Genomic DNA, 14,570 nt, shown 5'->3' on the forward strand with positions numbered 1-14,570 from the left:
AGCTGTTCTCCGGGGGGGGGGGCTACTTGACGGCGGTTTTCCCGATGGTCGGCAGGATGAAGTCCTGGATGAGGCCCTTGGCATCGCGGACGATCGGGCGGAACACCCGATAACGCGAGAGGTTGATGACCCGGGCCGCCATGGGAGTGGACCGGCGGACGAATTCCCGCGTCCGCTCGGTGTCCTCGGTCCGGTCGAAGACCCAGTAGAGCACCACGACCATCAGGTGCAGCCAGAGCACGTCGGGCAGCAGCTCGCCCAGCTCGGCGTCCAGCTTGGGCGCCAGTTCCGATCCCTGCAGCACGTCGCGGAACAGCTCCACGGCGGTCGCCCGCGCCGGGTGGGACTCGTTGGAGAACGGGCTCAGCGAGCTGGTCGGGTCGGCAGCGGTGCGGAAGAACTGCGCGGCGAACTCGTGGTACGGCGCGGCCGTGTCGAGCCAGGAGGTCAGCGCGATTTCCAGGCGCTCGGCGAAGTTCCGCGTATGGGCCATGCGATTCCTGGCGTCCGCCGCATGGTCGTACGTCATTCGGTCATAGAACCCCTGAATCAGGAATTCCTTCGCCGAAAAATAGTAGTAAGCATTGCCGACCGAGACGCCCGCCTCGGTGGCGATCGCGCGCATGGTGGTCTTCTCGTAGCCGCGCTCCTGGAAGAGCCGCATCGCGGTCTCCAGGATCAGTGCCCGGGTCTGCTCGCTCTTGTCGGTCTTCGGCTGCGCCCGGCCGCCGGGCATGGGCCCGCTGTCGGTACCGGGTCCGCTGTCGGTACCGGGTCCGCTGTCGGTACCGGGCCCGCCGACGGTGTCGGGCGCGGCCGCAGGGTCGGTCGGGGTGTCGGCCGGGGTCGCGGCCGCACCGCTCGTGCCGTCCGTTCGGTTCGTCGCTGCCAGGTCGTCCACGGGCACGAGCCTAACCGGAGACGAAGCTCCGACCCGTGTCGGTGGACGCGGCACCGGGCGTCCCCTCCGCGCTCGGTGCCACATCCACCACCCCCGCCATTTCGAACGCGTTCAAAATGATGTGAGCACTGTAGAGGCTCAGCTTGAACATGTTCAACTCCAATCTGTGGGAGGCTCGCCACATGATCAGTCCCGTGCAGACCACCATCCGGCACGGCGGAGCGCAGGACGCCGCGGCCGTCGCCGACCTGCACGCCCACAGCTGGAGCACCGCCTACCGCGGAATCGTCCCCGCGGACGCACTCGGCGACGGGCTGCCCGCCCAGCGGCGCGAGCTGTGGGAGCTGCGGCTGACCGTCGACTACGGCGATCCGGCCGCCGAGCCCGAACTGCTGATCGCCGAACAGGCCGGGGAGACGGTCGGGTTCATCTACCTCGTCCCGCAGCCGGACGGCCGGGTACTGGTCGACAACCTGCACGTCCGCCCCGGGCGGACCGGCGGCGGCATCGGCCGCGCGCTGTTCGCCGCGGCCCGCGCCCACGTCGCCGAACGGCACCCCGGGGCCGAGCTGTACCTGGAGGTGCTGCGCGACAACATCCGCGCGATCGCCTTCTACGAGCGCGAGGGCGGCGTGCGGACGCGGGTGCAGGAGGGCGTGTTCCCGGGCGGGTACGTGTTGCCCGAGTACGTGTACAGCTGGCCCGCCGAGAGCCTCGCGGAGCAGGCGCCGCCTGTACAGGCGGTGCCAGTACAGGCGGCGCCGGCTCAGCCGATGTCGTAGACCGTCACCGGCACCCCTCGCTCCACCAGCCGCGCGGACACCAGCGGTTCGACCCGCTCCCAGCGCCCGCCGGCCAGCCCGCAGCCGATCCGCGGCATGTGGACGGAGGCGCCGAGCTCCCGCGCGTGGTCGCCCAGCGCGGCCAGCGCGGTGTCGATCGCCTCGTACCGGACCGGCACCCCGGTCGAGCGCCCCGTCCGGATGCCGCGCTGGCCGACCAGGTTGGCCACCCAGAGGTACGGCTCGACCTGCACCAGTTGCAGGGCGCCGAGCCCGAAGTCGTTCCCCGCCCGCTCCCGGTGCCAGCGCCGGAACGCGGCCTCGGGCTCGGGCCAGCGTCTGGACAGCGCGAGCACGAAGCCCTTGCCCCAGCCGCCGAGGTCGTTGCAGACGTGCGCGATCACCTTCACGCCCGAACCCTGCGGCGCGGTGGCATCGCCCTGGACATAGGTGATTTCCGCCATGCCCCGAACGCTAGACCGAGGCACTGACAGTTCGCTCGGCACTGTCCGCCGGGGTGCGCCGCGACTGCCCCAGGTGCCGCCGCCCGGCGAGGGCGATCAGCAGGGCGAGCGCGGCGGCGCAGGCGGGCAGCGCGTAGCCGGTACCGGGGGCGGCGTGCTCGGCGACCGCGCCGGCGAGCGCCGCACCGCCCGAGATGCCGACCACGATGCCGGACACCGCGACCGCCATCCCCTCGTTGAACTGCCGCCCCGGCAGCAGCTCCTGGACCAGCGTCATCCCGGTCACCATGGTCGGCGCGGTGGCCGTGCCGGCCGCGAACAGCGCGACCCCGAGCAGGCCGAGCCCGGCCCCGCCCAGTCCGGCGGCGAGCGGCAGCAGCAGCACCCCGGCCATCGCCGCGGCCCCGGACAGGAAGCGCACCCCGGTCGCCCGGCGCGGCGTCAGCAGCCCGAACAGCAGCCCGGCCAGGCAGGATCCGCCCGCGACCAGGGCCAGCAGCGCGCCCGCCGCCGCCTTGTGCCCGAGTGCGTCGGCGTACGCCACGGTGGTGATCTCGGTCGAGCCGAAGACGACGCCGGTGGCGAGGAAGGCGAGCAGCAGCACCCGCAGCCCGGGCACCCGCAGCGGCGAGCCGTGGCGGTCGCCCTCCGAGCGGGCGGGCAACGGTGGTTCGGTGCGCCGCTGGGCCGCGAACAGCAGGGCGCCGGTGGTGCCGAGCGCCCCGGCGGCGAGCAGCCCGGCCTCCGGGGCGACCGCCGTGCAGAGCGTCATGGCGAGGACGGGCCCGGCCATGAAGCAGAGTTCGTCCAGGGCCTGTTCGAGGGAGTTGGCCAGGTGCCGGGCGGCCGGGTCGGCCCGGTACAGGTGTGCCCAGCGGGCCCGGGCCATGCCGCCGAGGTTGGGCGCGGCCGCGCCGGCCGCCCAGCAGGCGTAGAGCGTCCAGTCGGGTGCGCCGAGCCGGAGGCAGATCAGCAGCGCGGCGAGCGGGGCGGCGTTGTAGAGCGCGGCCGGTACGGTCACCCGCGCCTGCCCGTACCGGTCCACCAGCCGCCCGAGCAGCGGCATCCCGATCGCGCCGGTGACCAGCCCGGCGGCCGAGACGGTGCCGGCCAGCGCGTACGAGCCGCGCCGTTCGGCGAGCAGCACGACCAGCGAGACGCCGTTCATCGACAGCGCGAGCCGGCCGAGCAGCCCGGCGAGGGTGAAGGCGGCCGCGCCGGGGGCCGCGAACAGCCGCCGGTAGGAGGCGAGGAGGGCGCGCGAGGGCATCGGGCTCCTGGGGGAGGTCGAGGGGGATGGCCCCAGCCTCCCGTCGGTGCCCGGCGGCGGTCCAACACCTGTTCCGCCGCATTCACAGCAGGGTGTTGTTAATCTGCCGCCCATGCCCCGTGACCTGCACCCCCGCCTGCTCCGCGGCTTCGTCGCGACCGCCGAGAGCCTGCACTTCGGCCGGGCCGCCGGGCGGCTGCACGTCGCCCAGCAGGCGCTCAGCCGGGACATCCGGACCCTGGAAGGACTGCTCGGCGACGCGCTGTTCACCCGCACCACCCGCAGCGTCGAACTCACCCCGGCCGGGCAGCGGTTGCTGCCCCGGGCGCGCCGGCTCCTCGCCCTGCACGACGAGATCCTGGCGGGCGCCGCGGCCCGGCCGCTGCTGCTGGACCTCAACAGCGACGTCACCGGCCCGGACCTCACCGCCGACCGGGTGCTCGAACGCGCCCGCGCCGCCTGGCCGGAGGGCGAACTGCTGGCCCGCTTCCACGGCGGCCTCGCCGCGGCCGCCGCCGAACTGCTGGCCCACCGGCTGGACGTGTCCTTCGGCCGGTTCGCCGGACTGCCCGCCCCGCTGCGCGACCAACTCGCCCAGCGGCCGGTCCGGTTGGAGCGGATCTCGGTGATGATGGCGGACACCCACCCGCTGGCCGACCGTCCGGTGCTGCGGGTCGCCGAGCTGACCGGGCACCCCGTCGACGTCTGCGCCGGCAACCCGGCCACCACCGAGTGGACCGATCTCGGCGTCCGCCTGCTGCGCGAGCACGGCCTGACGCCGGCCGCGCCGTACGTGCCGCCGGTGGGCGTGGACGAGACGGCCCGCTACCTGGCCCGGCACGGCGATCCGATGCTGACCACCGTCGGCGGGCCGAGGATTCCGGGGGTGGTGAACGTGCCGCTGGTGGAGCCGGTGCCGCTGAGCCTGGTCAGCCTGGTGCACCGGCCCGGCGAGCGCCACCCGGGGCTGGCCGCGCTGGGTGCGGCGGCCGCCGGGCTCGGTGCGGCCGAGGGCTGGCTGCGGCGGCCGGCGGGCAGCTGGCTGCCGGCGGCGGACGCGGTGCTGCTCGGGTGACCGGGCCGGGTGCCGGGGCCGGGTGGGACCGGGCCGCCGGGACCAGCCGCCGGAAACCGTGGGACGCGACACCGCCCCTGCCGTCGGGGGGTCGGCAGGGGCGGCGGGTGGGCGGACCGGGCCGCGCGGCGGGTCCGGTGGCCCGGGTGGCAGTCGTGGACGGCCGGGTCAGGCCGCCTTGACGGCGGAGATGTCGAAGCTGAGCTTGACCTTCTCGCCGATCAGCACGCCGCCGGTCTCCAGGGCCGCGTTGTAGGTCAGGCCGAACTCGGTGCGGTCGAGGACGGCGCTGCCCTCGAAGCCGACCCGCTCGGCGCCGTAGGCGTCGGTGGCGCTGCCGGTGTACTCCAGCTCCAGGACCACCGGGCGGGTGGTGCCCTTGATGGTCAGCTCGCCGCTCATCCGGTACGTGTCGCCGCGCAGCCGCTCGGCCGAGGTGCTGCGGAAGCGGATCTCCGGGTAGGTGTCGGCGGCGAAGAAGTCGCCGGTGCGCAGGTGCTCGTCGCGCTGGGCCTGGTTGGTGTCGATGCTGGAGACCTTGATCACCAGGTCGGCGGAGGAGTTGCCCGGGGTGCTGCCGTCCAGGTGCAGCTTGCCGTCGTACTCGGTGAAGCGGCCCTTGACGTTCGTCACCATGGCGTGGCGCACCGAGAAGGCGACCTCGCTGTGCGTGGTGTCGATGGTCCAGTCGCCGCTCAGGTGGGCGAGGTCCGGGCCGGCCGGGGTCTCGACGACGGCGGTGGGGGCGGCGGTCTTGGTGCGGTTGAACAGGCCCATGGCTCCTCCTCGGGTCCGAAGCCATTTGTTTAGGCTTCAACTTGTTGGCTTCAGCGTAGGCCGCTTTCGTTCAAATTTCAACCACAGTGCTCGGCGTTTCGCGAAAGACTTGGCGGAGCGGCACTGTCGGACCGCCCGGTTAGGCTGCGAAGGACGGTTCCGCCGACCGGAAGGCCTCCCGCATGTTCGTCCTGCACGCGCTCTGGCGGGCGGGCGGACGGCTGGCCCTGTGGGCCGAGGACGCCCGCTCCCACCCGGGCACCGCCGAGCCCCGCCCCGGCCGGGCGGCCCCGCGCGCCCACCCCTACGCCTGCCCGGCCGGCGAACTCGCCGCCGTCCTCGGCGGCATCGGGCCCGGCCTCGGCTGGCTCGCCGGCCAGGCCCCCGAGCGCTGGGCCACCCTGCTGCTGCCCACCACCGGCGCCCTGCCCGCGCCCTCGCCCGACCTGCCGGTCACCCCGGTGCGGGGTGCGGCGGTCCTGACGCCCTGGCGCGTCCCCGCGCTGCTCTTCGACACCGGGGCGGCCGCCCAACTGCTCGGCGAGGTCTTCGACCCGCACTGGGCCGTCACCAGCACCGATCTGCCCGGCACCGGGCGCGTCGAGGTCGTCCAGGGCCCCTCGCTGCGCTGGCTGACCGGCGTGCACGACCTCGCCTGGCGAACGGTCGGCCGGGGCCGGGTGCTGCCGCTGCCCGTCCTGGCGGACGGCCGCCCGCAGGCCCGTTGGCGGCCCGACCCCACCCCGGCGGGCCGCCGGGAGGCCGCCGCGCTGGCGGACGCCTGCCCGCCCGTCCTGCTGGGGGAGTGGCCGACCGGCGGCGCCGGCACCGGCGAGGCCCTGCTGGACGCCGCGCTGGGCGCGCTGGTGGACGCCGAGGCCCGGGCCGCCCTGGCCGGCGCGCCCCCGTTGGGCCCGGGCGGTGCCCGAACCGGCGACGCCCGACCCGGTGTTGCTCCAGCCGACGCCGTGGTGGAGGCCGCTGCCACGACGGTCGCCGCGGTGGGGAGCGTCGCGGTGGGGACCGCTGCGGTGGGGGCCGCCGCCGAACGCTGGCTGCACGCCCTGACCACCCCGGACGGCGGCCTCACGGACGTCCGGTCCGAGGGCTTCGCCGAACTGCGCCGCCGAATCGCCGCCTGGTACGCCGCCGCCGAGCCCACCGCGCCCGCGCTCCGGCTCTGCTTCCGCCTGCTGGAGCCACTCGGTCCCGACCCGGACGACCCCGAGGGCCGGCCCTCCGACGACGCCTGGCAGCTGGAGTTCCTGCTCCAGGCCGTCGACGAGCCCTCCCTGCTGGTCCGCGCCGCCGACCTGCACGAAGGCGGCGCCGCCCACGCCGCGCTGGCCCGCAAAGCGCCGGACCCGGCCGACGTCCTGGTCACCGAGCTCGCCCGCGCCGCCCACCGCTGGCCGGCCCTGGACGGCCTGCGGCACCGTTCCCGCCCGGCCGCCCTGCCGCTCGACCGGGCCGGCGCGCTGGACTTCCTGCGCACCGCCGCGCCCGCCCTCGCCGAGGGCGGCTTCGGCGTGCTGCTGCCCGCCTGGTGGCGCCGCCGGCCCAGGCTCGGGCTCGCCCTGCGGGCCACCACCCCGCCCGCGCCGGGCTCGCTCGCCGTCTCCTCCCAGGTGGACCGGGACGCCGTGGTCGCCTTCCGCTGGCAGGCCGCGCTCGGCCCGGAGGGGGCGCCGCTCACCGAGCAGGAACTGGCCGAACTCGCCGCCGCCAAGCAGGGGTTGGTCCGGGTCCGCGGCACCTGGCTGGAGGCCGACCCGGAGCAGATCGCCGCCGCGCTCGCCTTCCTCGCCGACCGGCGCGACGGCGTGCTGGCCACCGCCGACCTGCTGCGGCTGGCCCTCGATCCGGAGGCGACCGTCGCCGGGCTGCCCGTCACCGCCGTCCGCGCGGACGGCCCGCTCGGCGACCTGCTCGCCGGGCGCGCCGCCCCGGCCCCCGCCCCCGCGCTGCCGCCCGACTTCCGGGCCACCCTGCGCCCCTACCAGGAGCGGGGCCTGGCCTGGCTGCGGGCGATGGCCGGGCTCGGCCTCGGGGCCGTGCTGGCCGACGACATGGGCCTCGGCAAGACCGTCCAGACCCTCGCCCTGCTGGCCACCGAGCAGGCCGAGGGGGCGTCCGGCCCCACCCTGCTGGTCTGCCCGATGTCCCTGGTCGGCAACTGGCAGCGCGAGGCCGAGCGCTTCGCCCCCGCGCTGCGGCGCCACGTCCACCACGGCTCCGGCCGCCTCGGCGCCGACCGACTCGCCGAAGCCGTACGGGGCGTGGACCTCGTCATCACCACCTACGGGCTGGTCCAGCGCGACCTCGCCGCGCTGCGGGCGATCCGCTGGCGCCGGGTGGTCGCCGACGAGGCGCAGTACGTCAAGAACGCCGGCACCGCCCAGTCCCGGGCCGTCCGCGCGCTGCCCGTCACCCGCCACCGGATCGCCCTGACCGGCACCCCGGTGGAGAACCGGCTCGCCGAACTGCACGCCGTCCTGGACTTCGCCAACCCCGGGCTGCTCGGCCCGGCCGAGCGCTTCAAGGAGCGCTACGCGATCCCGGTCGAACTGCACCGCAGCCCCGAGCGCACCGCCGAACTCCAGCGCCGCACCGCCCCGTTCGTGCTGCGTCGGCTCAAGTCCGACCCGGCGGTGGCCGCCGAGCTGCCGGCCAAGCAGGAGATGACCGTCTGGTGCAGCCTCACCGCCGAGCAGGCGGGCCTCTACCAGGCCGTGGTGGCCGACCTGCTGCAGCGGGTCGAGGGGATCCGGGGCGTGGAGCGGCGCGGCACCGTGCTGGCCGCGATCGGCAAGCTCAAGCAGGTGTGCAACCACCCGGCCCAACTGCTGCACGACGGATCGGCGTTGGGCGAGCGCTCGGGCAAGGTGGCCCGGCTGGCGGAGCTGCTGGAGGAGGCGCTGGCCGAGGGCGACCGGACGCTGGTCTTCACCCAGTACGCCGAGTTCGGCACGATGCTGCGCCCGTACCTGGCCCGCCGGCTCGGCGAGGAGGTGCTCTACCTGCACGGCGGCGTCCCCCGGGCCCGCCGCGAGGAGATGGTCGAGCGCTTCCAGTCCCCGGACGGGCCAAGGGTGTTCCTGCTCTCGCTGCGGGCCGGCGGCACCGGCCTCAACCTGACCGCCGCCAACCAGGTGATCCACCTGGACCGCTGGTGGAACCCGGCGGTCGAGGAGCAGGCCACGGACCGCGCGTTCCGGATCGGCCAGCGCCGGGACGTCCAGGTCCGCCGACTGGTCTGCGTCGGCACCGTCGAGGAGCGGATCGACGAACTCCTCGCCGCCAAGCGCTCGTTGGCCGCAGCGGTGGTGGGGGAGGGGGAGCGCTGGCTCACCGACCTGCCGGTCGAGGCGCTGCGTGAACTGGTCGCGCTCACCCGCGAGGACGCCGTCGCCGAGGAGGACGCATGACACCCGACCACCCCGCCCCCGTCCCACCCGGGAACACCCCCGCCGGGAACGCCCAAACCGTGGACTCCCAACCCGGGAACGCCCCTGCCGGGAACGCCGCCGCCGTGAACGTCGCCGCCTACTGGGGCGGCGGCTTCACCCTGCGCCCGGCCCCGCCCGGGCCCGAGGAGGAGCCCGACGAGCCCTCGCTGCGCCGTCTCGGCCGCTCCGGCGTCACCGTGCGCGGCCGCGACCTCGCCACCCTGCTCGCCCCCGCGTACGAGGCGTTCCGCGGCTGACGAGGCCTCGGCTCGCCGCCGCCCGTGCGGTAGCGTCGGAGCGGTGACCGACACCCTCACCGACCCCGCCCTCGACGACTTCGAGCGGCACCGCCGGATGATCTTCGGTATCGCCTACCGGATGCTCGGCAGCGTCGCCGACGCCGAGGACCTGGTCCAGGACACCTGGCTGCGCTGGAGCGGCGTCACCGGCCCGGTCGCCAACCCGGGCGGCTACCTGGCCCGGACGGTCACCAACCTCGCGCTCAACCGGCTCGACTCGGCCGCCGTCCGCCGCGAGGCCTACGTCGGCCCCTGGCTGCCCGAGCCGCTGGTCGCCGAGCCGGACGCGACCGCCGACGTCGAGCGCGCCGAGACGGTCTCGTTCGCCCTGCTGGTGGTGCTGGAGAGCCTGTCCCCGCTGGAGCGGGCCGTCTTCGTCCTCAAGGAGGCCTTCGGCTTCTCCTACCGGGAGATCGCCGAGGCGCTGGAGCGCACCGAGGCCGCCTGCCGGCAGGTCGGCAGCCGGGCCAAGGCGCACGTCCGGGCCCGCCGGCCGCGCTACGACGCCCCGCCGGAGCTGCGCCGCCGTGCCACCGAGGAGTTCCTCGCGGCCTGCGTCGGCGGCGACCTCAACCGGATGCTGGACCTGCTCGCCCCCGACGTCACCTCCTGGACCGACGGCGGCGGCGTGGTCCGCGCCGCGCTGCGCCCGGTCACCGGCGCCGACAACGTCGCCCGCTTCCTGCTCGGGGTGCTCGGCCAGCTGGGCGAGGGCGCCGAGCTCCGGCCGGTCCTGGTCAACGGCCAGCCCGGGCTGCTGGTCACCCAGGACGGTGCGATCGACGCCGTCTCGGTGTTCGACTTCGTCGAGGGGCCCGACGGCGGGCTCCGGATCGCCGAGCTGCGCATCGTCCGCAACCCGTCGAAGCTCGCCCACCTCACCGGCCGGGCTTGACCCTCGACCTGGTCGAGCCCGCAGAGTCACCGGCATGGAGAGCGAGCTGCACAGCATCGGCGAGCTGGCCCGCGTCAGCGGCCTGGGCGTCGGCACCCTGCGCTACTACGACGGCGCCGAGGTGCTCACCCCCGCCTGGGTCGACCCGCAGACGGGCTACCGCTGGTACCGGCCCGGGCAACTCGCCGACGCCCGCCTGCTGGCCCGGCTGCGCCGGGTCGGCCTGCCGCTGGCCGGCATCCGCGCCGTGCTCGGCGCGGCGCCCGGCTCGGGCGCGGCCGCGCGGGTGCTCGACGCGCACCTGCGCCGGCTGGAGGACGGCCTCGCCGACGCCCGCCGCGAGCTCTCCCTGATCCGCGTGATGATCGACCAGAGGGAGCAACCGATGACCACCACCCCCGCCGAAGTCCGCCTCACCGTCCCCGCCGAGGAGCTGGCCGCCGCACTGGACGCGGTCCGCTTCGCCGTCGGCGGCGACCCCGACACCCCGGCGCTCGCCGGGGTGCTGTTCGAACCGGACGGCCCGGTGCTGCGCCTGGTCGCCACCGACCGCTACCGGATGGCGCTCGCCGAGGTGCCCGCCACCACGGCGCCCGCCAGGGCGGACGGCGGCACGATCGTCCCCACCGCCCTGGTCGACGCCCTGCGCGCGCTGCTCGGCGCGGGCGCGGGCACGGGCGAGGTCGAGGTCGAGGTGACCCTCGGCGGCGGCCTGGTCCGGGCCGAGACCGGCGGCCACCGGATCGAGGGCGCCGCCCTGGACTTCGACTACCCCGACCACCGGGCGCTGACCCGGCTCGAACCGGAGCACCGGATCGACCTGTCCGCCGCCGAACTGCGCGGCGCCGTCGAGACCGGCGCCACCCGCACCCTGCCCTCCGGCCCGAACGGCGCGGACTGCGCGGTCACCGTCCTCACCCTGACGGCGGACGGCCGCCTGGCGGTGGCCGGTGCCGAGCCCGGCCCCGGATCCACGTCCGGAGACCTGAGGGTGGCGGTCAACCGCGACTTCCTGCTGGACGCCCTGCGGGTCGGCCGGCCCGAGCAGCTGGTGCTCGAACTCGGCGGCCCGATCGCCCCCTTGGCGATCCGCACGCCGGGCCGGGAGGGCACCTTCTCGCTCCTGATGCCGGTCCGCGTCCCCGACCTCGGCTGAGCCCGCCCGCCGTTTGCTGTTGTTAGCATCCTGCTTGCATCTGCAAGCAGGATGTTGCAGTCTGCCGGTATGGCCTCACTGAACGTCGGCTCGCTGGGCGAGTACATCCGCGAGCAGCGCCGGAACGCGCAGTACTCACTGCGCCAGCTGGCGGAGGCCGCAGGCGTGTCGAACCCGTACCTCAGCCAGATCGAGCGAGGGTTGCGCAAGCCGAGCGCGGAGATCCTGCAGCAGATCGCGAAGGCGCTGCGGATCTCGGCGGAGACGCTGTACGTCCAGGCCGGGATCCTGGAGGAGCGGCGAGGTGAGGGCCTGGAGCTGCGGGCCTCGATCCTGGCCGATCCGCTGATCAACGAGCAGCAGAAGCAGGCGTTGCTCGCGGTCTACGACGCCTTCCTGAAGGAGAACGCCGTCCAGCGGGGCGCGGTGGCCGAGCGGTCGCCCGCGGCCGGCACCGGCACCGGCGTTCCACCAGCCTCCGGCCCGACGACCGACGGCTCAGTCACCCAGAACACCCACCGGGAGGACCGGTAAGCATGCCGATCACCGACGAGATCAAGAAGACCCTCAGCGACCCGACCCCGCTGTACGCCATCGCCGGCGCCGGGGATCTCGCGTACGAGAAGCTGCGCGAGGTGCCGGGCCGGGTGGAGGCGCTCACCGCGGACCGCAAGGGCGCGCAGGAGAAGGCCACCGCCCGGTTCCAGGAGGCGCAGACGAAGCTGGCCGAGGCGCAGGCCAAGGTCACCGAGACCGTCACGACGCTCCCCGTCGACCTGCGGACCTTGCAGGAGCGGGCGCAGGGCTTCGCCCTCCAGCAGGTCGGCCGCGCGGTCGAGCTGGCGGTGAAGGCCAAGGAGACGTACGACGAGCTGGCCGAGCGCGGCAAGGTCGTGGTGGACCGGGCCCGCCCGGGCGCGCCCGCCGAGCCGGGGCTGCCGGCCGGGGAATCGGAGCTCGCCCGGGCGGCCGAGCCGGTCGAGGCCGAGCTGGTCGAGGACGACACCGACACCCCGGCCACCGCCCCGGCCGCGGACGCCCGGCCCGCCCCGAAGAAGGCCGCCCGCCCCCGGAAGGCCGCCGACCGCGCGGAGTGAGGGAAGGGCCGCCGGACGGGCACATCCGGTGACCGCTGGACGTTGACAGGAGAGCGGACGGTCGACCGTGCCAGGATGGGCGGTGGCCGGAGCGCCGGAGGCGAGAGACAGAGGAGAGCGTGATGGGCGGAGTGGCCCAGATTCTGGACTTGGCCTATCTGAACCCGATCTGGTGGCTGTCCGTCGCCATCCTGGGCTTCAAGCTGTTCGCCCTGGGCGACGCGGTCACCCGCCGTGAGGACGCCTACCGGGCGGCGGACAAGAAGACCAAGCCGTTCTGGCTGGCGATCCTGGCGATCGCCTTCGGCTGGGACCTGCTGTTCGGGGTGAACTTCTTCACCGGCATCGGGACGCTCGCCGGGCTGGTCGCGTCGATCGTCTACATGGTGGACGTGCGCCCGGCGATCCGGGAGCTGACCGGTGGCGGCGGCCGTGGCGGCCGCAGCAACACCGGTCCGTACGGCCCCTGGTAGGCCGCGCGATCGGGCAAAGATCAGGCAACGGCGAGGCCCGGGCGGGGAGTTCACCCACCCGGGCCTCGCCGTACCCGGCTCCGGTCGGCTCCGGTCGTCGCCGGCCGGCTCAGCCGAGGATCAGCTGCACCGGGTTGCGTTCCAGCAGCAGCACCGCGACGTCGTCCGTCAGCGCGCCGCCGTTGAGCTCCTCGACCTCGGCGATGGCGCTGTCGACGAGCCGGCCCCGGGTGAGCCCGGCGGACTGGTGGTCGCCGATGAGGTCGGCCAGCCCGTCCTGGCCGAGGCGGCGGGAGCCGGCCCCGACCCGGCCCTCGATCAGCCCGTCGGTGTAGAGCAACAATCGCCAGCCGGGCTGGAGTTCGAGCTGCTGGGCGGGCCACGCGGCCTGCCCGTCGTGGCACGGCAGCAGGCCGAGCGCCGGACCGGCGAGGTCGGCGGGCAGGGTGACCGGCTGGTGGTCGCGGCCGAGCAGCAGCGGCGCCGGGTGCCCGGCGAGGTAGAGCCGGGCGGGCTCGCCGGCGCCGAGCGAGTCGAGGCCACCGCTGGCGCCGCCCGGCTCGATGACGAGCATGCAGAGCGTCGCGAAGATCTCGTCGCTGCGCCGCTCGTGTTCCAGCACGTGCTGGAGGGTGGTCAGCAGGGCCTCGCCGGTGAGGCCCGCGAAGACGAGGGTGCGCCACGCTATCCGGAGGGCGACGCCGAGCGCGGCCTCGTCCGGGCCGTGGCCGCAGACGTCGCCGATCACGACGTGGACGGTGCCGTCGTCGGTGCGGACGGCGTCGTAGAAGTCGCCGCCGAGCAGGGCGCGGCGGCGGCCCGGGCGGTAGCGCCGGGTGAAGGAGAGGCCCGCGCCGTCGAGCAGCGGGGTGGGCAGCAGGTGGCGCTGGAGCCGGGCGTTCTCCTGGCCTCGCAGTTCGGCCTCGACCAGGCGGCGCTGCGACTCGTCGGCGCGCTTGCGCTCGACGGCGTAGCGCAGGGCGCGGCCCAGCAGTGGGCCGTCCGTCGCGTGCTTGATCAGGAAGTCCTGGGCGCCCGCGGCGACGGCGGCCGCGCCCAGTTCGGCGCCGGCCGCGTCGGTGAGCACCACGACCGCGGTGTGCGGGGCGCGGCGGAGCAGTTCGTGCAGGCCTTCGAGGCCGTCGGAGTCGTCGGACGGGTGCGGCAGGTCGGCGGGGGCGGCGAGGTCGAGCAGCACGCAGCTGAAATTGCTGCCGCGGGAGCGCCCGCGCCGGGTGCCGGACGGGGACACGGCGAGCAGTTCGGTGGCCTGTTCCAGCCCGCGGGCCCAGTGGATCTCGATCGAGGTGCCGCTGTCGGCGACCGCCGCCTTGATCAGCTGGGCGTCGGAGGCGTCGTCCTCGATCACCAGCAGTTTGAGCGGTGCGGTGCTGCTGGCGGCCGCGGCGGGGGCGTCGGCGGGGGCCGAGGTGTGTCCGGTCTGGTGCCGGGGGTGCGGTATCGGGGGAGCGGCCGTCACCTGGCCGGCCGGCGTCGGGCCGGTCGGGGCCGGGCGGTTGCGGGCATGGTCAACGGGGGCGCCGGCCTGGGCGCCCGACAGGCTCGTGGCACCAGGTGCCCGCCCGTCTCCCGTTGCGGGCATCGGTGGTTCCTCCCTTTCCCCGAGTGCGTAACGGTCAGCGCCCGTCCGCAGTGCCCGCCTGGCACCGTGCGCCGGGGAACTTCTCGCGACCATAACGTGATCTCCGGGGATTTCTCTGGCCGACCGGCGCCGTTGTGGTTTTTGCCACGCCGGTGGCGGTGCGGTGATCTGACTCGGACGACGGCTGGCATCCCCGCGGTGGCGGGGGAGGAAAGGGGACGGGCGATGGTGACGCGGATCACCCTGGTCGAGGGTGACGTCGGGGGCCGCAGGTGGACGCCGTGGCGCCGGGCGGCGACGGCGCACGGGCAGGTCGTCCGGCGGCGTCC

At 75.1% G+C, this 14,570-nt stretch carries 15 protein-coding genes; 9 read left to right on the forward strand and 6 right to left on the reverse strand.

Annotation, left to right across the window (positions count from 1 at the left end; translation table 11 throughout):
• Nucleotides 1–22 precede the first annotated feature (22 nt).
• Complete coding sequence (locus ACFVTF_RS02905; protein WP_387808145.1) at nt 23–901, reverse strand: TetR family transcriptional regulator; 879 nt, start codon at nt 899–901, stop codon at nt 23–25.
• 10 nt (nt 902–911) lie between these two features.
• The gene (locus tag ACFVTF_RS02910) at nt 912–1,052 is read right to left on the reverse strand and encodes a hypothetical protein (RefSeq protein WP_387808148.1); all 141 of its coding nucleotides are present in this window, start codon (nt 1,050–1,052) and stop codon (nt 912–914) included.
• Between the two features lie 43 nt (nt 1,053–1,095).
• Between ACFVTF_RS02910 and ACFVTF_RS02915 the strand changes: the two genes are divergently transcribed.
• Complete coding sequence (locus tag ACFVTF_RS02915) at nt 1,096–1,683, forward strand: GNAT family N-acetyltransferase (protein ID WP_387808151.1); 588 nt, start codon at nt 1,096–1,098, stop codon at nt 1,681–1,683.
• On the opposite strand, the gene ACFVTF_RS02920 is transcribed toward ACFVTF_RS02915, so the two are convergent.
• Both ACFVTF_RS02920 and ACFVTF_RS02925 read right to left on the reverse strand, forming a co-directional pair.
• Nucleotides 1,668–2,147, reverse strand: a complete 480-nt coding sequence (locus tag ACFVTF_RS02920; protein ID WP_387808153.1) for a macro domain-containing protein — start codon at nt 2,145–2,147, stop codon at nt 1,668–1,670. The two genes, ACFVTF_RS02915 and ACFVTF_RS02920, sit on opposite strands and share 16 nt — an antisense overlap.
• A 10-nt stretch (nt 2,148–2,157) precedes the next feature.
• Nucleotides 2,158–3,417 carry an MFS transporter gene (locus ACFVTF_RS02925; RefSeq protein WP_387808155.1) on the reverse strand — a complete coding sequence of 420 codons (1,260 nt, stop codon included), beginning with the start codon at nt 3,415–3,417 and terminating at the stop codon, nt 2,158–2,160.
• Between the two features lie 112 nt (nt 3,418–3,529).
• Here ACFVTF_RS02925 and ACFVTF_RS02930 point away from each other — a divergent pair, with 112 nt between their 5' ends.
• A complete protein-coding gene (locus tag ACFVTF_RS02930; RefSeq protein WP_387808158.1) occupies nt 3,530–4,492 on the forward strand; it encodes a LysR family transcriptional regulator in 963 nt (320 codons plus the stop codon).
• Nucleotides 4,493–4,660: 168 nt separating this feature from the next.
• Here ACFVTF_RS02930 and ACFVTF_RS02935 read toward each other — a convergent pair whose 3' ends face one another.
• Entirely contained in the window at nt 4,661–5,269 is a 609-nt protein-coding gene (locus ACFVTF_RS02935; protein ID WP_387808160.1) for a YceI family protein, read from the reverse strand.
• 182 nt (nt 5,270–5,451) lie between these two features.
• On the opposite strand from ACFVTF_RS02935, the gene ACFVTF_RS02940 reads away from it, so the two are divergent.
• From ACFVTF_RS02940 to ACFVTF_RS02970, 7 genes are all read left to right on the forward strand, one after another.
• Complete coding sequence (locus ACFVTF_RS02940; RefSeq protein ID WP_387808163.1) at nt 5,452–8,697, forward strand: SNF2-related protein; 3,246 nt, start codon at nt 5,452–5,454, stop codon at nt 8,695–8,697.
• On the forward strand, nt 8,694–8,975 hold the full coding sequence (locus ACFVTF_RS02945; RefSeq protein ID WP_387808165.1) for a hypothetical protein: 282 nt from the start codon (nt 8,694–8,696) through the stop codon (nt 8,973–8,975). The genes ACFVTF_RS02940 and ACFVTF_RS02945 overlap by 4 nt, the downstream gene beginning before the upstream one ends.
• A 43-nt stretch (nt 8,976–9,018) precedes the next feature.
• Entirely contained in the window at nt 9,019–9,912 is an 894-nt protein-coding gene (locus tag ACFVTF_RS02950; RefSeq protein WP_387808168.1) for an RNA polymerase sigma-70 factor, read from the forward strand.
• Nucleotides 9,913–9,946: 34 nt separating this feature from the next.
• Nucleotides 9,947–11,068 carry a MerR family transcriptional regulator gene (locus tag ACFVTF_RS02955; protein ID WP_387808171.1) on the forward strand — a complete coding sequence of 374 codons (1,122 nt, stop codon included), beginning with the start codon at nt 9,947–9,949 and terminating at the stop codon, nt 11,066–11,068.
• A gap of 69 nt (nt 11,069–11,137) precedes the next feature.
• The gene (locus ACFVTF_RS02960; protein ID WP_371518211.1) at nt 11,138–11,602 is read left to right on the forward strand and encodes a helix-turn-helix domain-containing protein; all 465 of its coding nucleotides are present in this window, start codon (nt 11,138–11,140) and stop codon (nt 11,600–11,602) included.
• A gap of 2 nt (nt 11,603–11,604) precedes the next feature.
• Entirely contained in the window at nt 11,605–12,165 is a 561-nt protein-coding gene (locus tag ACFVTF_RS02965; protein WP_371518212.1) for a hypothetical protein, read from the forward strand.
• Between the two features lie 122 nt (nt 12,166–12,287).
• Nucleotides 12,288–12,638, forward strand: coding sequence for a DUF2516 family protein (locus ACFVTF_RS02970; RefSeq protein WP_063348783.1), 351 nt, complete (start codon nt 12,288–12,290; stop codon nt 12,636–12,638).
• A gap of 109 nt (nt 12,639–12,747) precedes the next feature.
• On the opposite strand, the gene ACFVTF_RS02975 is transcribed toward ACFVTF_RS02970, so the two are convergent.
• A complete protein-coding gene (locus ACFVTF_RS02975; protein ID WP_387808176.1) occupies nt 12,748–14,241 on the reverse strand; it encodes a PP2C family protein-serine/threonine phosphatase in 1,494 nt (497 codons plus the stop codon).
• Nucleotides 14,242–14,570: the final 329 nt, after the last annotated feature.

This window comes from Kitasatospora sp. NPDC057940 (assembly GCF_042887425.1).
Classification (GTDB): Bacteria; Actinomycetota; Actinomycetes; order Streptomycetales; family Streptomycetaceae; genus Kitasatospora.